The organism is Nonomuraea sp. NPDC049028 (assembly GCF_043197735.1).
Taxonomy (GTDB): Bacteria; Actinomycetota; Actinomycetes; order Streptosporangiales; family Streptosporangiaceae; genus Nonomuraea.
In genome coordinates, this window is the sequence record NZ_JBICTR010000015.1 from 182685 (window position 1) to 202205 (window position 19521).

Here is a 19521-nt window from a genome sequence, read left to right on the forward strand (position 1 = left end):
CATGTGTGACATCCGTGTACGTTCTCAACGGCCCGAACCTCAACCTGCTCGGCACCCGCAAGCCGGAGGTGTACGGCACGACGACGCTGGCCGACGTCGAGGAGATGTGCCGCCAGGAGGCCGCCGGGCTCGGCCTCGACCTCCGGTTCCGGCAGTCGAACCACGAGGGGCAGCTGATCGACTGGATCCACGAGGCCGGGGCCGAGGTCAAGGCCGGGCGGTGCGTGGGCGCGGTGTTCAATCCCGGCGCCTACACGCACACGTCGGTGGCCCTGCACGACGCCATCGAGGGCGTGGAGCTGCCGGTGGTGGAGCTGCACATCTCCAACGTGCACGCCCGCGAGCCGTTCCGGCACCACTCCTACATCTCGCCGGTCGCGCGGAGCATCGTGGTCGGGTTCGGCGTGCACGGCTACGTGCTGGCCATGCGCGGCCTGCACCACTCCGCCCAGAAGTGATCAGCGGCAAGAAGCGTTCAGCGGAAAGAAGCGTTCAGCGAGAGAAGTGATCAGCGGCAGAAGGGCGCCATGCCCATCGCCGACCGCAGGCCGCCGGTCAGGTGGCCGAGGAAGCGCTGGTCGCCGGTCCACGCCTGCACCTCGTGGCCGAGCGTGGTGACCCACGACCTGCCGCCGTCGTAGTACTGGCACCAGGAGACCGGGTGGTCCCTGCCGTGCCCGGGATGGCCGAGGTTGCCGCGGGTGCCCTTCAGCATGGTGCTCTCGTCGACCTGGGCCAGGACGCGGACGCGGGTGGGGGCCGGGACCAGGTTGTACCACTCGTCGCTGAACGTCCAGGCCGGCGGCAGCCCCGCGGTGGAGGCGTCGCGCCGATCGACCGTGCGCACGGTGGCGGGCTGGACGGGGCCGTGGTCGTAGAAGTTGGCCTCGCCGAGCAGCCCTTCGTACCAGGGCCAGTTGTACTCGGTGCCGAAGGCGTTGTGCACGCCGACGAAGCCGCCGCCCGCCCTGACGTACTGGCGCAGCGCGGTCTGCGCCGCGTCGTCGAGCGCGTCCCTGGTCGTGCTCAGGAACATCACCGCGTTGTACTTCAGCAGGCTCTGCGCCGAGGCGAGCTGGGTGACGTCCTCGGTGTAGTCGACCGCGAAGCCGTTGTCCTGACCCAGCTTGAGCACGGCCTTCACGGCCACGTTGTCGTCATTGAGCGGCGGGTTGAGCCCCGGCCCGAGCACGGTGCCCAGGTGGGCGTGGCGGGGGCCGGCCGTGCGCGTGTAGACGAGCAGGCGGTAGCCCTTGGCCGGGTCGAAGTTGCCCCAGTCGTGGTAGCAGCGGGCGTCGGTGCCCCGGCACACGCCGCCGGCGGGCGCGGGCTCGTTGGAGGCGGCTGAGGCGGGCAGGGCGACCGCCAGCAGAAGGGCGGCGGTCACGAGCGTAGAGGGTCTCACTGGCACCTCCGAAGTCCACCAGGTGGATCGATCGTTCCACAGCGTAGCCAGCGCACCGAAGCCCGGCAAGGTCTTGTCTTCACCGCGGCACCGGCTTATTGTGCGTCCGTTAAGCGGATCTATAGGTCCATCTAGTGGACCACAAGAAGGCGTGGTGCCAGTGGAACGACGCAACTTCCTCCTCGGCGCGGCCGCGACACTGGCCGCCGTACCCGCTCGTCCGGACACCTCTATACCGGAGCAGTCCGCCGCCTTAGGTGCGGCCGGCAAGGACTTCCCCAAGGTCTGCGGCAACCTCGGCAACCACAACCACTCGCCGCTCAAGAAGATCACCGCGCGCAACCTGGACCGCCTCGGCGGCGCCTGGCACCTGAACCTGGAAGGCGGCAGCACCGCCGCGCCCCAGCAGAGCACCTGCGTCGCGGAGAACGGCATCCTGTACGTCCAGACGACCCAGCAGAACGTCTTCGCCGTGGACGGCCGGACAGGGGCGCTGAAGTGGAAGACGAACCTCGGCACCAAGCAGACGAACATGCGCGGAGTCGCGCTCGGCGAGGGCCTGGTCTTCTCCACCTCCGGCGCCAACATTGTGTACGCCCTGGCCAAGGACACCGGCAAGGTGGTGTGGCAGCGGCAGCTCATCACCGAGGACGAGGGCGGCGGCGACACCGGCGGCTGCGACCCCCAGAACGGGCAGTGCGGCGGCCTGACCGGCACCCTGGCCGGCGCGGTCGTCTACTGGGACGGCCTGATCTACGTCGGCATGCAGGGCAGCACCGGCGGCGCCCGTGGCCGCGCCTACGCCCTGAAGGCGGCCACCGGCGAGGTGGCGTGGACGTTCTGGGCGTGCCCCGGCGAGGGCCAGTTCGGCAACGACACCTGGGAGGGCGAGTCCTGGAAGACCGGCGGCGCGGTGCCGTGGATCCATCCGGCGATCGACCCGGACCTCGGGCTGGTCTACTGGACCTTCGGCGGCTCCTACCCCCGGCTGGACGGTTCGGGCAGGGGCGGCGACAACCTGTTCGCCAACTCGATCGTGGCCATCGACGCCAAGACGGGCAAGCGCAAGTGGCACTTCCAGTCGGTGCACCACGACATCTGGGACCTGGACAACGTCATGGCGCCGGTGCTGGTGGACGTACGGATCGGCCGCGGCGTGCGCAAGGTCGTCGTCTACGGCAGCAAGGCCGGCATGTTCTACTTCCTCGACCGGGCCACCGGTGAGCCGGTCCATGGAGTCACGGAGCGCCCCGTGCCCCAGGACTTACGCCAGAAGACCGCGCCGACGCAGCCGTTCCCCGGCGGCGCGCCGTTCATCACCCAGGCACCGGAGTTCGGCAAGGCGACCAGGCCGGTGCCGTTCTACGCCTGGGGCGGCCTCTACACGCCGCACTGGGATCGGGCGACCATCATCTTCCCCGGCGCGGGCGGCGGCGCCGACTGGGCGCACCTGTCGTTCAACCCCCACACGGGCTGGATCTACGTCGGCTATGGGCTGATCAACTCCGGCTTCTCCAACAGCCGGGACGGCCGGGTCAACACCTCGCGCCCGCTGGGCGAGTACTTCGCCGGGGGCATCGCGGCCGTCGATCCCCGTACGAACAAGCCGGTGTGGACCCTCGACAGGGAATGGTCGCTCGCGCACGGCAACGGCATCCTCACCACGGCCGGGCGGGTCATGTTCCAGGGCGGCCCCGATGGGGTGCTGCACGCGATGGACGACACCGACGGGAAGATCCTGTGGAGCTTCCAGTGTGGCGCCGGGGTGCACACCAGCCCGATCAGCTACGAGATCGACGGCGAGCAGTACATCGCGGTCCTGGCGGGCGGGAACGGGCTGCCGTACCCGGACATCCCGCGTGGCGACCACCTGTGGGCGTTCAAGCTCGGCGGCAAGGTGGCACCCGCGGCGGCCCCGGTCCCGCCCAAGAAGCGCAACGACATCAGGACCGCCGCCGTCGCCGGCACGACGGTCACGCTGGGCCGCGTCTGGGACGCGGCGAACCAGCGTCCGGGCCCGGCCGAGAACACCGTCGCCCAGAACGCCATGTCGCCGCAGCACCTGCGGGTGCCCAAGGGGACGACCGTCACGTTCGTCAATCCGGCGGACAACGCCTTCGCGCACGCCGCCGTGTCGTTCTTCGAGTACGAGTTCGACAGCGGTGTGCTGATGCCGGGGCAATCGTTCACGCACACGTTCGCCACGCCCGGCGAGTACTTCTACAACGACGCGATCTTCCCGCAGAACACCGGGAAGATCGTCGTCTACTGACCTGTTCGTCTACTGACCTGTTCGTCTACCGACCCGGAGTCTGCGGACCCGGAGTCTGCGGGCCGAGATAAGTCGGCCGGATCGAGGGGGGCAGGGGGCCCTTGTTGCGCCGCCCCTGCCCCGACTCCTCCCAGGCGTGCGCCAGGATGCCGACGCTGCGGCCGAGCACGAACAGCCCCCTGGCCAGCGGCGCGGGGAAGCCGAGCTCGGCGTAGACGACGGCGGTCGCGCCGTCGATGTTCATCGGGACCGGACTGATCAGTTCCTCGACCTCCTTGGCCGCCCGCAGATGCCCGCCCGGCACGACACCGTCCGCCACGGCCTCCTCCACCAGCCCGAGCAACGGATCACGGCGCGGGTCGCGGGAGTGGAAGCGGTGCCCGAACCCGGGCAGGTATTTGTCGCGGGCCCGCCAGCGGGCCACCGTGGCCGCGGTGTCGCCGCAGGCCAGCGCCTCCTCCAGCAGCTCCACGCACTGCTCCCCCGCCCCGCCGTGGACGTCCCCCAGCAGGTTGACGCCGGTGGCGACGGCGTTGTTCAGCCCGACGCCGCAGGTGATCGCCATCCGCGCGACGGCGATGGACGGCGCGTGCGGGCCGTGGTCCACCGAGGAGACGAGCGCGGCCTCCAGCAGCGCCGCCCGCCGCGGGTCGGGCAGGTCGCCGCGGAGCATGAGCCAGACCATCTCCGCGAACCCCACCCGGCCGATCAACTCCTGGACCGGCCTGCCGCGCAGCTCTATGACGTCCGGCTCGATCCTGGAGACGGCGGTGCCCCACCAGTCGGCCGCCTCACTCATGGGTGTACTCCTCGTTGTGCGCGCCGAGCCGCGGTGGGGAGGCCGGGGGACGCAGTGGTTCGTCGTCCACGAGCACGCCGTTGCCGGTCACGGTCAGGCGGCGATCGGTCCCGTCGGGGAAGCTCAGCTCGGTGAGGAAGCCGCGGTGGCGCAGCTGGTCGAGTGCCAGCGCCTGCGGGACGGTGAGGATGCGGGCCGCGGGCACGCCGTGACCGGACAGCAGCTCCTCCCACTCCAGCGCGGTCCTGGCCCGCAGCGCGGCGTTGAGCTCGGCGTTCAAGGGCTTCCGGTGGGCCTTGCGCCCCTCGGGGAGGGCGAAGCGCGGGTCGGCCGGCAGCTCGGGGCGGCCGATCAGGCGGCAGAGCGTCTCGAACTGCGTCTGCTGATTGGCCGCGATGTTGAGCGGCCCGTCGGCGGTCTCGAACGTGCCGGACGGCGCGGCGGTGGCGTTCTGGTCACCCATCGGCTCCGGCTCGACGCCGCTGACCAGGTAGTTGGACACGGTCCAGCCCATGGCCGAGATCGAGGCCTCCAGCATGGACAGGTCGAGGAAGCTGCCGCGGCCGGTGCGGTGCCGTCCGGCGAGCGCGGCGCAGATCGCCATGGCGGCCATCAGCCCGCCGATCGTGTCGCAGACCGGGAAGCCGACGCGCATCGGCACCGTCTCGGGGGTGCCGGTGACGCTCATCATGCCCGACAGGCCCTGGATGATCTGGTCGTAGGCGGGGGCCCCGCTCATCGGGCCGCTCTGCCCGAAGCCGGAGATCGCGCAGTAGATCAGCCGCGGGTTGAGCTCGCGCAGCCGGTCGCGGTCGTAGCCGAGCCTGGCCAGCACGCCGGCCCGGAAGTTCTCCAGCAGGACGTCGGCGCCGGTGACCATCGCCTCGAAGGCCACCCGCCCCGCCGGGCTCTTCAGGTCGAGCTCCACGGACTTCTTGCCCGCGTTCTGGGCCAGGAAGGAGGCGCCGATCCGGTCCCGGTTGAGCTCGTCGTCAGGGCCGAGGCGCCTGGCCAGGTCGCCGCTGCCGGGCAGCTCGACCTTGACGACCTCGGCGCCGAACAGCATCAGCTGGTAGCTGCAATAGGGTCCGGCGAGCACGCTGGTCAGATCGACGACCTTGACCCCGTCCAGTGGCAACTGCTGCATTCACGCTCTCCCCATCGCTAAGGCTCCCCATCGGTCAAGTCAGTGGATGATCGAACCCGCGCTCCGACATCCGCCCCGCCACCTCGCTCAGGTCCGCGACGAACTCCGCCACGCGCTCGTCCGTGAAGCGCACGGTCGGCCCGCTGAGGGTGAGCGCCGCCACGATCGCCTTCGTGGCGCCGGTGACGGGCACCGCGACGGCCGACAGGCCGGGCTCGCGCTCGCCGTGGCTGACCGCGTGGCCGTCGTCCGCCGCCTGGTCGATCCACTGCCGCAGCGTCTCCAGGTGCGCCTCGCCGTACGGGGAGGAGCGGGCGATCCGCGACAGGAGGCGCGCCGGCGCGTCCCTGAGCAGGACTTTCGAGGAGGCGCCCGCCCACATGGGCAGCTCGTCGCCGACCCGCACCACGTGGCGCAGCGGCTGCGGGCTCTCCTGCTGGGCGATGCAGATCCGGTGAACGTCCCTGGCGACGTAGAGGTTGACGGTCTCCCGCTGCCGGGCCGCCAGGTCGCGCATGAGCTTGATGGTCTCCGGCGGCAGCTCCCACGCGCTACGGGCCAGGTGCGCCCACCGCCACAGGGCGGGCCCCGCGGTGTAGCCCTTGGGCGTGGCCCACAGCAGGCCCATGTGCTCAAGGGTCTGCAGCAGGCGCAGCGCCGTCGTCTTCGCCAGGCCGGTCTCGTCAACGACCTCGCGGATCGTCAGGATCCGCCGGTCCTCGCCGAGCAGGGACAGGATGTCGAACGCTCGCTGAACGCTGCGCACGCCACCGGCCTCGCCGGATTCTGCCGGGAAGTTCGCGGGCACGGGTCCTCACTTGTCGGTCGAAGGTGAACTCCTGCTCACCCTCTCATGCGGTCCGTACGCTAACACTCGGTCCATTATACGGTCCAGACGTTCCACTACGCGGTTCCTCTTGCGCGGACTGAGATGTCCTCATACTTTGAGCAAGTCCACAGTGCGGTTCTGATGCACCACCTAGTGGAGTCGAGATGGATGCGATCTATCAAGCGGGCTGTCTGGTCGCCGGGACGTGGCTGACAGACGGCCCGGCGGCCGAGCGGACCGGCCCCTACCTGCGCCGGACGGTCAGCCGGGCCCGCACGGCGACCCCGGACGACATCACGCGGGCCCTGGCCTACGCCGGGCCGGCCGCCGGCGCGGTGGCGCGGCTGGCCCCGGCGACCAGGGCCGCGATCCTGGAGCGGGCCGCGGCCGAGGTCACGGCGCGCGGCGAGGAGCTGGCCCGGCTGCTGGCCGTCGAGCTCGGCAAGCCGGTCAAGGACGGGCGCGGCGAGGTGCTGCGGGTGGCCGACACGCTGTCGGTCTCGGCGGCCGAGGCCAGGGCGCTGGGCGGGGAGGTGCTGCCGGTGGCCGGCTGGGCGCGCGGCGTGGGCAACACCGCGCTGACCTGCCGCGCCCCCGCCGGTCCCGTGCTGGCGATCACCCCGTTCAACGCCCCGGCGAACCTGCTGGCGCACAAGCTCGGGGCCTCCTTCGCCGCGGGCAACACCACGATCGTCAAGCCGCCGCCGCAGGCGCCCGCGGTCTCGACGGAGCTGGTGCGGATCCTGCTCGACGCCGGGATGCCGGTCGAGGCCGTACAGGTGCTGCACGGCGGCGCCGACGTGGGCGCGCGGCTGTGCGCCGCGCCCGAGATCGCCGTGGTCAGCTTCACCGGCGGTGTGAGCGCCGGCGCCGCCGTCGCGCGCGCCGCCGGGCCCAAGCGGGTGCTGCTGGAGCTCGGCGGCAACGCCGCCACGATCGTGTGCGAGGACGCCGACGTGGCCGAGGCGGCGCGGGTCTGCGCGCGCACCGGCTACAGCAACTCGGGCCAGAGTTGCATCTCGGTGCAGCGGGTCTACGTTCAGCGCGGCAGGTTCGAGGAGTTCGTGGCCGCGCTGACCGCCGAGGTGAAGTCCCTGGTCGTGGGCGACCCGCTGGACCCGGCGACCGACGTCGGCTCGATGGTGGACGACGACGCCGCCGAACGGGTGGTCCGCTGGGCCGGTGAGGCGGCCGGCCAGGGCGCCGCGATCACGACCGGCGGCGCCCGGTCGGGGGCGGTCATGGAGCCGACCGTGGTCGCCGCGCCGCCCGCCGATGCCCGGCTGGTCCGCGAGGAGGTGTTCGGCGCGCTCGTCGCCGTTCTGCCCTACGACGGCTTCGACGAGGTCATCGAGGCGTGCAACAGCAGCCGGTACGGCCTCCAAGCCGGACTGTTCACGCATGATGTGCGGCGGATCGTCCAAGCCTGGCGGGAGCTGGAGGTCGGCGGGCTGGTGGTCAACGGGTCGTCGAACTTCCGCCTCGACCACGTCCCCTTCGGCGGCGTCAAGGACTCCGGCATCGGCCGCGAGTCGCCGCGCTGGATGATCGAGGACTTCACCGTGACCAAGACCCTCCTGCTGCGGGGCCTGAGCATCTGGGGAGAACAGTGACCACCCGCCCTGAGACCGCTACCTCTGACACCACCGCCTCCACGACCACCACCTCCGCGCACGCGCTCGTCGCGCAGCTGGAAGACCTCGGTGTCACGCACGTCTTCGGCACCTGCGGCCACACCAACATCGCCGTGCTGGACGCGCTCGCCGACAGCCGGATCCGGTTCGTGATCGCCCGGCACGAGCAGGCCGCCGCGCACGCCGCCGACGGCTACGCCCGCGTGTCGGGCAAGCCCGGCGTGCTGCTCGTCCACGTCGGCCCCGGCCTGACCAACGCCACCACCGGCGTGCTGACCGCGGCGCTCGACTCGGTGCCGATGGTGGTGATCTCCGGCGACGTCCCCTCCTACTACCACGGGCGGCACCCGCACCAGGAGATCAACCTGCACGCCGACGCCGACCAGGCGGCCGTCTTCAGGCCGTTCGTCAAGCGGGCGTGGAACGTGCATCGTGCCCAGGACCTCGGCCGGGCCGTGGAGCGCGCCTTCTGGACGGCGACGACAGGACGGCCGGGCGCGGTGCTGGTCAACGTGCCCATGGATGTCTTCTCCAGGCCCGCCGAGCCGTACCCGCCCCTCAGCGCCGCCGAACCGCCCGGCCTGCCGGCGGACGTCGCCGAGCGGATCGCGGCCGCGCTCGCCGGGGCCGAGCGGCCGCTGATCTACGCGGGCGGCGGCCTGCGCGACGCCGCCGACGCGCTGCTCCACCTGGCCGAGCACCTCGACATCCCGATCGCCCACTCGCTGATGGCCAAGGGGACCGTGCCCGACGCGCACCCCCTGGTCCTCGGCATGACCGGCTTCTGGGGGCTGGAGCTCACCAACGACTACGCCCGGGAGGCCGACGTGGTGCTGGCGCTGGGCACCCGCTTCGCCGAAACCGACTCGAGCTCCTGGGACCCGCGCTTCACCTGGACGCTCGGGGACAAGGGCAGGCTGCTCCAGATCGACCTCGACCCGGCCGAGATCGGCCGCAACTACCCGGCGGAGATCGGCGCGGTCGCCGACGCCGCGCTGGCGATCAGGGCGATCGCCGCGGCGGCCGCCTCGCACCCGGGGGTGAGCCGTCCCGTGCTGCGGGAGCGGATCCGCGCGGCCAGGTCGGAGCTGTTCGGCGCGAGCAGGGAGCGCGGGAGCAGCGACGACTTCCCGCTGCGGCCCGAGCGCATCTTGGCCGACCTGCGCGACTCGGTGCCACCGGACACGATCCTGGTCACCGACGTCGGCTGGAACAAGAACGGCGTGGCGCAGTGCTACGAGCTGCCGCCCGAGGGCCGCTTCATCACCCCCGGCGGCGCGTCCACCATGGGCTTCGGCCCCGCCGCCGCCGTCGGCGCGCAGCTCGCCGCGCCGGACCGGACCGTGGTGGCGCTGATCGGCGACGGCGGCATGGGCGCCCAGCTCCCCGCCGTGCCACTGGCCGTGGAGCTGGGCGCGCCGGTGATCTTCGTGGTGATGAACAACCGGTCGCACGGCACGATCTCCGACCTGCAGTCCGCCCACTTCGGCCGCAGTCATGGCTGCGACTTCACCGATCCCGCCGGACGGCCCTACAGCCCGGACTTCGCCGCCCTGGCGCGGGCCTGCGGGGCCGACGGGCACACGGTCGCCACGCCCGGCGATCTCCGTACGGCACTGCGCAAGGCGGTGGCGGACCGGCGACCTGCGGTGATCGACGTGCCCATGGTCAACGAGCCCGTCCCGACCCCCGGCCACTGGAACATCAAGGACATCTACCAGGGCGTCTTCCCCGCCTGAAACCGTTGCCCGTTCGATATTTCCTCTGGTCACACCCGGCCGTATAACTAACGTACTAGTTCGTGCATTACACGGCCATGTCGACTCCCCCCAAACGAGGTGAACCGTGTTTCCCGCGAGATTCCCCATCGCCGCCGTATCGCTCATCGTCACACTTACCGCCTGCTCCGCGCCGGGACAGCAGTCCGGCAAGCAGGCCGACGCCACCGGACCCATCAAGGTCGCCAACATCAACGCGCAGAGCGGCCAGCTCAGCTCGCTCGGCAAATGGGAGAACAAGGGCGTCAAACTGGCCGTCGACGAGGCCAACAAGGCCGGCGGCGTCAACGGGCGGCAGATCCAGCTCGACCTGTTCGACGACCAGGGCGACCCCACGGTCGGCACGAACCTGGCCAGGAAGATCGCCGGTGAGGGCTACGTCGCCATGCTCGGCACCGCCGAGAGCGCCGTCACCCTGGCCATGGCGCCCATCCTCAAGGACGCCGGGATCCCGAACATCACCTCGGGACAGTCGCCCAAGCTCGCCGCGCTCAAGAGCCCGTTCCTGTTCCTCAACGCGCCGACCAGCGTGACCTACGACGAGACCTTGGCCAAGTACTTGGTCGACGACAAGGGCTACAAGAAGATCGCGCTGATCAGCAACAACGGCACGTACGGCGCGGGCGAGCACGACGCGTTCCTGGCCGCGCTCAAGACCAGGAACGTCACGCCCATCGCCGACGAGGCCGTCACCCCCGACCAGAAGGACTTCAGCGCCTCCCTCACCGCCATCCGGCAGAAGAACCCCGACGTCCTGTTCGTCGGCGCCGAGGAGGTCGAGTCCGGGCTGATCGCCAAGCAGGCCCGCGAGCTGGGGCTGAAGGCGGTCCTGGCGGGCGGCGCCCCCATGGGCACCGACGTGTACGTGACCACCGCGGGCGCGGACAACGCCGAGGGCTCGGTCATCAGCTCGCCCTACCTCAGCAACGACGCGAGCGAGGCCAGCAAGACCTTCTCGGCCGCCTACCAGGCCGCCTTCGGCGAGGCCGCCGAACTGCACGGCGCCAAGGCCTACGACGGAGCCAAGATTCTCATCGAGGCGCTCAAGCAGACCAAGGGCGCCGGCGGCCGGCCGCTCGCCGACGCGATCCGCGCGGTCAAGCACGACGGCCTGCTCGGCGACTTCGCCTATGACGACTCCGGGGTGGGCATCCACGCGACCCAGATCGGCCTCATCAAGGCCGGGAAGATCGTCGCCGAGTCGGCCGGCTAGGAGAACCGTGCAGGTCTTTCTGCAGACCCTCATCGGCGGCGTGACGTTCGGCGCGGTGTACGCGCTGGTCGCCATGGGCTTCTCGATCGTCTACCGCACCATGGGCCTGGTGAACTTCGCCCACGGCAACGTGGTGATGATCGGCGCCTACGCCGCGTCCAACCTGTACATGTTCGCCAAGCTGCCCTTCCCCGTCGCGGTCGCGGTGGCGATCGCGGTGACCGCGCTGATCGGGCTGGTCATCGAGCGGGTGCTGCGCCCGCTGGAGAACAAGGACTTCGACCTCATGCTGATCGGCACGATCGGCTTCGGCACCGTGCTGGAGGCCGGGGCGATCCGCGTGTTCGGCGCGACCGGCCACGCCGTGCCGTCGCCGGTGGCGACCGCGCCGCTGGACGTCGCCGGGATCAAGATCCCGACCTACAGCCTGCTGGTCATCGCCGTGGCGGCGGCGGCCACGGTCCTGCTGGGGCTGTTCCTGCAGCGCACCAAGCGCGGCGCGGCCATGCAGGCGGTCGCGATGGACCACGAGGCGGCCACCGCCGTCGGCATCCACGTCGGCCGCAGCAACGCCATGGCCTTCGCCATCGGCGCGGGCCTGGCGGCGCTGGCCGGCGGGCTCATCGGGCCGATGCTCTACGTCAACCCCACGATGGGCGGCTCACTGGGCATCAAGGGCTTCGCCGCCGCGATCTTCGGCGGCTTCGGCAGCATGCGGGGCGCGATCGCCGGCGGCATGGCGTTCGGGCTGCTCGACTCCTTCGCGGCCGGCCATTTCCAGGAGTACTCGGAGCTGGTGACGTTCCTGGTCTTCGCCGCCATCGTGATGGTCCGTCCCACCGGCATCTTCGGAGAGACGACGGTGAACCGAGCGTGAAACGGCTGATCCCTCTCATCGCCGCCGCCGTGGCGGCCTGGCTGCTGCCGTACGGGCTGGGCGGCTACGCGATCCACGTCGTCGACGTGGCGATCATCTTCGCGGTCCTCGGCATCGGACTCGGGCTGGCCATGGGCGTGGCCGGGCAGATCAACCTGGCGCAGATCGCCTTCTTCGGCGTCGGCGCCTACGCCGTCGCCATCCTCACCACCCGGGCCGGGCTCGGCTTCTGGACCGCCGCCGCGCTGGCGCTGCTGGCCGCCGTCCTGGTCGGGCTGCTGGTGGGCCTGCCCGCGCTGCGGATGCAGTCGCACTACCTGGGCATCGTCACGCTCGGACTGGCACTGGCCTTCGTCAACTGGATCACCAACGCGACCGTCGCCGGGCGGGCCGAGGGCATCAGCGACATTCCGGTGCCGCCGCTGTTCGGGGTGGACCTGTCCAGTGAGTACCTCTTCTACTACGTCGAGCTGGTGGTGTTCGCGCTCGCGCTGGCGTTCGCGCTGTTCGTGACCCACTCGCCGCTCGGCCGCCGGCTGCGCGCCATGCGCGACGACGACCTGGCCGCCGGCGCGCTCGGCGCGGAGATCCCGCTGCTGCGCATGACCGCCTTCGTGCTGTCCGGCCTGTACGGCGGGATCGCCGGGGTGCTGTACGCCGGGCTCATCCGCTTCGTGGCGCCGGAGACGTTCAGCATCGCCAACATGTTCCTCCTGCTGGCCATGGTGATCATCGGCGGCCGGCGGAGCATCCTCGGCTGCGTCGTCGGGGCGGTGGCGCTGTCGCTGGTTCGGGAGGCGCTGCTGGACGTGTCGGCCTACGCCCAGCTCGGGTACGGCAGCGTGGTCGTCCTCGTGGTGGTCTTCGCCCCCACCGGGCTGGCCGGACTGCCCGCCCGTCTCCGGCGGCGCCGGGCCGCCGGGGCGAGAGCCACACTGGGCCCCTTCCAGCCGTACGACCGGGCGGGCGACCGAGTGGGCGTGGACCTGCTGGAGGTCGACGGGGTGACCATGCGGTTCAAGGGGCTGACCGCGCTCGACCAGGTGTCGCTCACGATCACGGCGGGCGAGATCCGCGGCGTCGTGGGGCCGAACGGGTCGGGCAAGACGACGCTGTTCAACGTCGTGAGCGGCTTCTACACGCCGACGTCCGGGCGGGTCCTCTTCCGGGAGCGGGAGGTCACCGGCGCGGCTCCGTACCGGCTGTCGCAGCTGGGGGTGGCCCGCACGTTCCAGAACCTGCGGCTGTTCGGCGACCTCACCGTCCGGGAGAACATCCTGGTCGGCCTGGATCGCACGCGGACGCGCTGGGTCTGGCGATACCTCGCGCTTCCCTGGAGCGTGCTCGGATTCGAGCGGGCACTGCGGGTGCGGGCCGATGAGCTGATCGACCGGTTCGGGCTGCGGGACTTCGCCGACGCGGCGCCGCGTGCCCTGCCGTACGGGATCCAGCGGCGGATCGAGATGGCCCGCGCGATGGCGATGGCGCCCGCGCTGCTGCTGCTCGACGAGCCGGCGGCCGGGCTCAACGGCGAGGAGGTACGGCAGCTCGCCGAGATCGTCCGCTCGATCAGGGACTCCGGCGTGACGGTCGTGGTGATCGAGCACAACATGGGCCTGGTCATGTCGCTGTGCGACCGGGTCACCGTACTGTCCGGCGGGAAGGTCATCGCCGACGGCGCCCCCGCGGACGTCGCCGTCCAGCCGGACGTGGTCGCGGCCTACCTGGGCGACTCGATGTCCGCACCGTCCCGGACCACCGCTGAGTCCGCCACCGAGTCCGATGCCGGGTCCGATGCCGAGTCTGATGCCGGATCCGCTGCCGAGGAGGCCACCAGATGAGCACGCTGATCGTCGAAGGACTGTCGGTGCACTACGACGGGGTGCGGGCCGCCCACGATGTGAGCTTCACGGTGGAGCCGGGCCAGTCGCTGGGCATCATCGGCGCCAACGGAGCGGGCAAGACCTCCACGCTCAAGGCCGTCATGGGCCTGGCGCCCCGGCAGGCCAGGCGCATCGCCTTCGGCGCGCACGACCTGCTGCGGGCGCCCGCGCACACCCTGGTCCGCCACGGCATCGGGTACGTCCCCGAGGGGCGGCACGTGTTCCCGGGGCTCTCCGTGGAGAAGAACCTGCTGCTGGGCGCCTACACCGGCAACTGGAAGCGGACCCCGATCGGCGAGGTCTGCGATCTGTTCCCGGTGCTCGGCGAGATGCGGCACCGCCTGGCCGGGGCGCTGTCCGGGGGTCAGCAGCAGATGCTGGCGATCGGCCGCGCGCTCATGTGCCGGCCCCGGGTGATGCTGCTCGACGAGCCGTCTATGGGGCTGTCGCCGATCCTGGTCGAGGAGATCGTGACCGGGCTGAAGAGGCTGAACGCCGACGGGCTGAGCATCCTGCTGGTCGAGCAGAACGCCAAGCTCACCTTCGATGTCACCTCCGCCTGCCTGGTCATGGAGAACGGGGAGATCGCGGCCACCGGCACCTCGGCCGCCCTGCGGGTCGATCCCCAGGTCCGGCGCATCTACCTCGGCCTGTGAGCCATGCGGGTGCTACGGGGCGATCACGGCGACCCGGCCGCTCAGGGGCCCGGTGAGCGGCGGGAAGCGGGTGAGCACCTCGGGGTCGTGGCCGGCCACCACCAGGTGCGGACCGTCGGCGAGCTCGTTGATCCGGTCGAAGGCCCCGTACATGCCGGTCATGCTGTGCAGGATCGGGAACGGCCGGTCGTCCTCGAGGTTCTCGTAGAAGTGGCTCGCGTCCGAGGCGATCACCACGTGGCCGCGCGCGGTCCGGATCCGTACCACCTGCATGCCCGCCGTATGCCCGCCGACTAGGTGGACACTCAGCCCGGGGACCACCTCGGCGTCGCCGTCGAGCAGGTCCATCCGGCCTTCTTTCTCCGCCGCCCGCAGCCGCGCCACGTCGTCCTCGTCCATCAGCCAGCGCTCCCTGGCGACGCGCCGGGCCCAGGGGCCGGTCCAGTAGTCGAGCTCGGCGCGCTGCAGGACGTACCGGGCGGCGCCGAAGTCGCGGGCCGTGCCGGTGTGGTCGTAGTGCAGGTGGGTGAGCACCACGTGGCCGACCGCGTCGGCGTCCACACCCAGATCGGCCATCGTCTCGGCGGGCGCGGCCAGGTAGTCGAGACCGTCGATCCGGGCGGCGCGGGCGCGGCTGATGCCGGTGTCGATGACGACGGTGTGCCGGTCGGAGACGGCCAGCCAGGTGTAGTAAGCAGTCGGATGCGGCTCGCCCGCCCGCCCGTCGTGACCGTGGAAGTGCTCACCGCGCAGGGCGTCGCGCCGCGCGTACTGGATGGCGTAGACGCGGAACGTACCGCCGCCCGCGCTGCCCCCGCCACCCCCGCTGTGCTCGTCGCTCACATCGTGCCCGCCGCTCACGCCACGCTCGTCGCTCACGTCGCTCTCGCCGTCGCAGTCGGTGCGAGGGTGGCGGGCTTGACGCCGAGCTGGTCGGTGGGGATCCGGTACGTCTCCCGCGCCGTGGCCACGGCGGCCACGTTGATCAGGCACAGCGCCGCGGTGAGCAGTGAGACGCCCAGCCAGCTGTCCCGGCCGGTACCGGCCACGGCCGTGGCGAGCGTGGGCGCGAACCCGGCGATGGCGAACCCGATCTGCGTGCCGATCGCCATCCCGGACAGCCGTACCCGGGTGCTGAACATCTCGCCGTAGAACGACGGCCAGACGCCGCTGGTCGCGCTGTGCACGACACCGAACATCAGGATCCCCGCCACGAAGATCAGCGGATAGCCACCGGCCGAGATCGCCCAGAGGTAGGCGAAGATCAGCACCGCGCACCCCAGCGAGCCGCCGATGAACACCGGCTTGCGCCCCACCCGGTCCGACAGCTTTCCCCACAGCGGGATCGTGATCACCGCCGCGACATTGGCCAGCACGCCGACCCACAGCATCGGTGCGCGGTCCAGCCCCACCGTGTTGACCGCGTACGACAGCGCGTGCACGGTGAAGATCGTGCTCACCGACGCGATCACGGCGGCCACGATCACCCGCAGGACGTCCGTCCCGTGCTCGCGGAACAGTACGACCAGCGGCAGCTTGGCGACGCCGTTCTCGGCGACCTCCCGCTCGAAGGCGGGCGTCTCCTCCAGCGTGCGGCGGATCACGAACCCGACGGCCGCCACCACGATGCTCAGCCAGAACGGCACCCGCCAGCCCCAGCTCAGCAGCTGCTCCTCGGGCAGCGCCGCGATCGGCAGGAAGATCGCGGTCGCGATGATCTGCCCCGCCTGCGTGCCGTTGAGCGTGAAGCTGGTGTAGTAGGCGCGGCGTCCCTCCGGGGCGTGTTCGAGGGTCATGGAGTTCGCGCCCGCCTGCTCACCCGAGACGGAGAAGCCCTGCATCAGCCGCAGCACCACCAGCAGCACCGGGGCCAGCACGCCGACCTGGTCGTAGGTGGGCAGGCAGCCGACCAGGAACGTCGACAGCCCCATCAGCACCAGCGTGGAGACCAGCACCTTCTTGCGCCCGAACTTGTCCCCCACGTGCCCGAGCACGAACGCGCCGACGGGCCTGGCCAGGTAGCCGACGCCGAACGTGGCCAGGGCCAGCAGCGTTCCGGTGCCCGGGGCGGACGAAGGGAAGAAGACCTTGCCGAAGACCAGGGCGGCGGCGGTGCCGTAGATGAAGAAGTCGTAGTACTCCAGGGCGCTGCCGATCCAGGCGGCGATCGCGGCCTTGCGCGGCTTTCCCTGGGGAGTGGGGATGTCGGTCACGGGGCTCCTCCCGGATGAGAATAGCCCCGAAACTAACTCACTGGTTCGTACATTACAAGGGTGTGAACAAACCCTCTCCCGAGCGGCCGAGATCGGGTGCGGCCACCCGGCCGCAGGTGGGCGGCACCACGCGCGGCGCCGGCACTGTGCGGGGCGCGGGCGCTACGTGGCGGGCGGGCGCTACGCGAGGGCACCGACGCTACGCGGGGGCGCCGGCGCCACGCAGGTAGGCGACGGTCAGTTCGCCGACCATCGTGCGCAGCCGGGCGCGGTGCTCCGGCGCGGTCATGTCGCGGCCGAACAGCGCCCCGAACGTGTGCTGGTTGGCGACCCGGAAGAAGCAGAACGCGCTGATCATCATGTGCACGTCTATGGCATCGGCCTCGGTGACGAAGTCGCCGGACTCCTGCCCCGCGTCGAGGATGCGGGAGATGATGTCGAGCACGGGCGCGCCCAGGTTGGCCAGCACCTCGGACTTGCGGATGTGCTCGGCCTCGTGGATGTTCTCGATGCCGACCAGTTTGATGAAGTCGCGGTGCGCGTCGTGGTGGTCGAACGTCAGCTCCGCCAGCGTGCGGATGGCCTCCACCGGCGCCAGGTGCGCCACGTCGACGGTCCGCTCGGCGGCCCGCACCTCGGTGTACGCCTTCTCCAGGACCGCGATGTAAAGCTGCTCCTTGCCGCCGAAATAGTAGTAGATCATGCGCTTGGTGGTGCGCGTCCGCTCGGCGATCTCGTCCACCCTGGCGCCGGCGTACCCGTGCCGCGCGAACTCCCGCTGCGCGACCTGAAGGATCTCCGCCTTGGTCCGGTCGGCGTCACGCTGACGTTCACCGGCGGCGCGAGCGAGTGGCTGCGAGGTCATGGGGCTCCACGGTCGGGCCGACAGGGGTCGCGCTAATCCTAGATGACCGTTGTCCCCACCGCTGGGCCCCGGCGTGCTGAACGGCCAGGCGGACTGGCGCGTTGGCGGCGCCGTACCCGTGATAGTCGCCGACACGCTGGACGAGCTCGAAGAACACCCGCCCGGCCGTGATCGTGTACAGGTGGAGGAACTCCCCGTGCTCGTCCCTGTCGTACAGCAGGCCGAGCTCCCGCAGCTCGGGTGGCACGTCATAGCGGGCGGCGAGGTCGTCGTAGTAGTTGGCGGGGACGGCGAGCAGCAGGTCGGGGTGTACGGCGCGCAGCCTGCGGGCGGTGGCCACGATGTCGTCGCAGGCCAGGGCGATGTGCTGCCAGGGGATGTGCTGGGCGCCGACCTGGTTGATGTTGAGCACCATCCGTACGGCGCCATCCGCCGTAGACATCGCCTTGCTGCGCAGCAGGCCGTAGGGGTCGGGGACCTCCAGGCTCTCCTGGGGGCGCAGGCCGAGGACGGTGCGGTAGAACAGCGCGGCCTCGTCGAAGTGGTGCCTGGGCTGGGTGAGCGCCACGTGGTCGATGTGCGTGATGCCCCCGGCGGCCGGTTCACCCTCCGCGCGGGGCTCGAAGTCGTCGGTCCAGCTGGAATGGTCGGGATGTCCGGTGCGGCAGAAGAAGAGCTCGGTCCCGTCCGGTGCGGCGATCGCGTCCAGCCTGGCGTCCCGAGGGGGGCGGTGGCGGGGCAGGACCGGTGACAGCAGCGACTCGGCGCGCCGCACGGAACCAGCGGGGTCCGGGCTCTCCAGCCCGATCGCCGCGAGCGCGGGTCCGTCGCCGGTGGAGTTGAGCAGGATCCGGGCCTCTCCCTGCTCCCAGAGTTCGACCGGCTTGTGGGCATGCGTCCCGGTGCGGACGAACCCGAGCGCCGCCAGCAGCCCGCCCAGCTCGTACGCATGACCGGACCGCCCACGCGACCCCCCCGGTCCGGCCAGCTCGCCAGACGCTCCGGGCAGGTCGGCGGGAGGGACGGAGAGCTCGGCGAACGCGAAGCCGGACGGGATGACCGGGGGCGGGATGACCGGGGCCGGGCGGACGGGAGCCGGGCTGATCGGGGACGGTATCGGCGGGGTCGCGGCGCGTCGCAGGGCGGTGGCCTCCTCCAGGGCGATGAGCGACCGCATGGCGTCCAAGGCCGTCCGGCCGGCGTCGGCCTGCCGGAAGCCGTCGTTGAACACCTCCAGCGACAGCGGCCCCGCGTACCCGGCGTCCAGCACGTGGCTCACCAGTCCGGCCAGGTCAAAGGTGCCCTGGCCGGGAAAACACCGGTAGTGCCTGCTCCACTGCAACACGTCCATCGCCAGCAGCGGCGCGTCGGCCAGCTGGAGGAAGAACACCCGGTCGCCCGGGATCGCCTCGATGCCGATCGGGTCGGAGCCGCGCGACAGGATGTGGAAGCTGTCGAGGCAGGTGCCGAGGTTCGGGTGGCCGGCCATGCGTACGATCCGCCAGGCGTGCAGGTATTCGTTGACGTGCCTGCCCCAGGCCAGCGCCTCGTAGGCGATCCTGATGCCGTGTCCGGCGGCGCGTTCGGCGAGCAGGCGCAGCTGCTCGGCGGCCAGCTCGTCGTCGTCGGCCGCGTCGGGAGACACGCTGGAGCAGACCAGCAGCGTGGTGGCGCCGAGGCGTTCCATCAGCTCGAACTTGCGCTCGGCCCGGCGCAGGTTGCGGGCCAGTACGTCGCCGGGCACCGCCTCGAAGTCGCGGAACGGCTGGTACAGGTCGATGCCGAGACCCAGATCCGCGGCCCTGGCGCGTACCTCCTCCGGGCTCAGCGGGGAGACAAGGAGGTCGTTCTCGAAGATCTCCACGCCGTCGAAGCCCGCGGCGGAGATGGCGGTCAGCTTCTCCGCCAGCGTCCCGCTGACCGAGACGGTGGCGATGGACTTGCGCATGA

16 protein-coding genes are annotated in these 19521 nt (G+C 71.1%); 8 read left to right on the forward strand and 8 right to left on the reverse strand.

The window, feature by feature from the left end:
* Positions 1–5: 5 nt before the first annotated feature.
* Positions 6–458, forward strand: a complete 453-nt coding sequence (gene aroQ / locus ACGFJ2_RS48425; protein WP_357953110.1) for a type II 3-dehydroquinate dehydratase — start codon at positions 6–8, stop codon at positions 456–458.
* Positions 459–508: 50 nt separating this feature from the next.
* Here the strand turns inward: aroQ and ACGFJ2_RS48430 are convergent, their stop codons facing one another.
* Positions 509–1387: a ThuA domain-containing protein gene (locus tag ACGFJ2_RS48430; protein ID WP_357953111.1), complete on the reverse strand. Its 879-nt coding sequence runs from the start codon at positions 1385–1387 to the stop codon at positions 509–511.
* A gap of 172 nt (positions 1388–1559) precedes the next feature.
* Between ACGFJ2_RS48430 and ACGFJ2_RS48435 the strand changes: the two genes are divergently transcribed.
* Positions 1560–3677, forward strand: coding sequence for a PQQ-binding-like beta-propeller repeat protein (locus ACGFJ2_RS48435; protein ID WP_393480185.1), 2118 nt, complete (start codon positions 1560–1562; stop codon positions 3675–3677).
* Between the two features lie 25 nt (positions 3678–3702).
* Here the strand turns inward: ACGFJ2_RS48435 and ACGFJ2_RS48440 are convergent, their stop codons facing one another.
* From ACGFJ2_RS48440 to ACGFJ2_RS48450, 3 genes are read right to left on the reverse strand one after another with little or no spacing between them, the layout of a single operon-like run.
* On the reverse strand, positions 3703–4476 hold the full coding sequence (locus ACGFJ2_RS48440) for a citryl-CoA lyase (protein WP_393480188.1): 774 nt from the start codon (positions 4474–4476) through the stop codon (positions 3703–3705).
* Positions 4469–5623 (reverse strand): CaiB/BaiF CoA transferase family protein, encoded by a 1155-nt coding sequence (locus ACGFJ2_RS48445; RefSeq protein WP_393480190.1) that lies wholly within the window; start codon positions 5621–5623, stop codon positions 4469–4471. The genes ACGFJ2_RS48440 and ACGFJ2_RS48445 overlap by 8 nt, the downstream gene beginning before the upstream one ends.
* Positions 5624–5657: 34 nt before the next feature.
* Positions 5658–6431 (reverse strand): IclR family transcriptional regulator, encoded by a 774-nt coding sequence (locus ACGFJ2_RS48450; RefSeq protein ID WP_357953119.1) that lies wholly within the window; start codon positions 6429–6431, stop codon positions 5658–5660.
* Positions 6432–6616: 185 nt separating this feature from the next.
* On the opposite strand from ACGFJ2_RS48450, the gene ACGFJ2_RS48455 reads away from it, so the two are divergent.
* From ACGFJ2_RS48455 to ACGFJ2_RS48480, 6 genes are all read left to right on the forward strand, one after another.
* Entirely contained in the window at positions 6617–8065 is a 1449-nt protein-coding gene (locus ACGFJ2_RS48455; RefSeq protein WP_357953121.1) for an aldehyde dehydrogenase family protein, read from the forward strand.
* On the forward strand, positions 8062–9825 hold the full coding sequence (locus ACGFJ2_RS48460) for a thiamine pyrophosphate-binding protein (RefSeq protein ID WP_393480194.1): 1764 nt from the start codon (positions 8062–8064) through the stop codon (positions 9823–9825). The genes ACGFJ2_RS48455 and ACGFJ2_RS48460 overlap by 4 nt, the downstream gene beginning before the upstream one ends.
* Positions 9826–9931: 106 nt before the next feature.
* The gene (locus ACGFJ2_RS48465; RefSeq protein WP_393480196.1) at positions 9932–11077 is read left to right on the forward strand and encodes an ABC transporter substrate-binding protein; all 1146 of its coding nucleotides are present in this window, start codon (positions 9932–9934) and stop codon (positions 11075–11077) included.
* Between the two features lie 7 nt (positions 11078–11084).
* Complete coding sequence (locus ACGFJ2_RS48470) at positions 11085–11954, forward strand: branched-chain amino acid ABC transporter permease (protein WP_225292901.1); 870 nt, start codon at positions 11085–11087, stop codon at positions 11952–11954.
* Positions 11951–13795 (forward strand): branched-chain amino acid ABC transporter ATP-binding protein/permease, encoded by a 1845-nt coding sequence (locus tag ACGFJ2_RS48475; protein ID WP_358182658.1) that lies wholly within the window; start codon positions 11951–11953, stop codon positions 13793–13795. The genes ACGFJ2_RS48470 and ACGFJ2_RS48475 overlap by 4 nt, the downstream gene beginning before the upstream one ends.
* Positions 13792–14493, forward strand: a complete 702-nt coding sequence (locus ACGFJ2_RS48480; protein ID WP_393480200.1) for an ABC transporter ATP-binding protein — start codon at positions 13792–13794, stop codon at positions 14491–14493. Before ACGFJ2_RS48475 ends, ACGFJ2_RS48480 begins: the two co-directional genes overlap by 4 nt.
* Positions 14494–14505: 12 nt before the next feature.
* Here the strand turns inward: ACGFJ2_RS48480 and ACGFJ2_RS48485 are convergent, their stop codons facing one another.
* The 4 genes from ACGFJ2_RS48485 to ACGFJ2_RS48500 form a co-directional block, all read right to left on the reverse strand.
* Positions 14506–15372: an N-acyl homoserine lactonase family protein gene (locus ACGFJ2_RS48485; RefSeq protein WP_393480203.1), complete on the reverse strand. Its 867-nt coding sequence runs from the start codon at positions 15370–15372 to the stop codon at positions 14506–14508.
* Entirely contained in the window at positions 15369–16706 is a 1338-nt protein-coding gene (locus tag ACGFJ2_RS48490; RefSeq protein ID WP_358182649.1) for an MFS transporter, read from the reverse strand. Before ACGFJ2_RS48490 ends, ACGFJ2_RS48485 begins: the two co-directional genes overlap by 4 nt.
* Positions 16707–16905: 199 nt before the next feature.
* The gene (locus tag ACGFJ2_RS48495; RefSeq protein ID WP_357953133.1) at positions 16906–17571 is read right to left on the reverse strand and encodes a TetR/AcrR family transcriptional regulator; all 666 of its coding nucleotides are present in this window, start codon (positions 17569–17571) and stop codon (positions 16906–16908) included.
* Positions 17537–19519: a bifunctional sugar phosphate isomerase/epimerase/4-hydroxyphenylpyruvate dioxygenase family protein gene (locus ACGFJ2_RS48500; protein WP_393480207.1), complete on the reverse strand. Its 1983-nt coding sequence runs from the start codon at positions 19517–19519 to the stop codon at positions 17537–17539. The genes ACGFJ2_RS48495 and ACGFJ2_RS48500 overlap by 35 nt, the downstream gene beginning before the upstream one ends.
* Positions 19520–19521 lie beyond the last annotated feature (2 nt).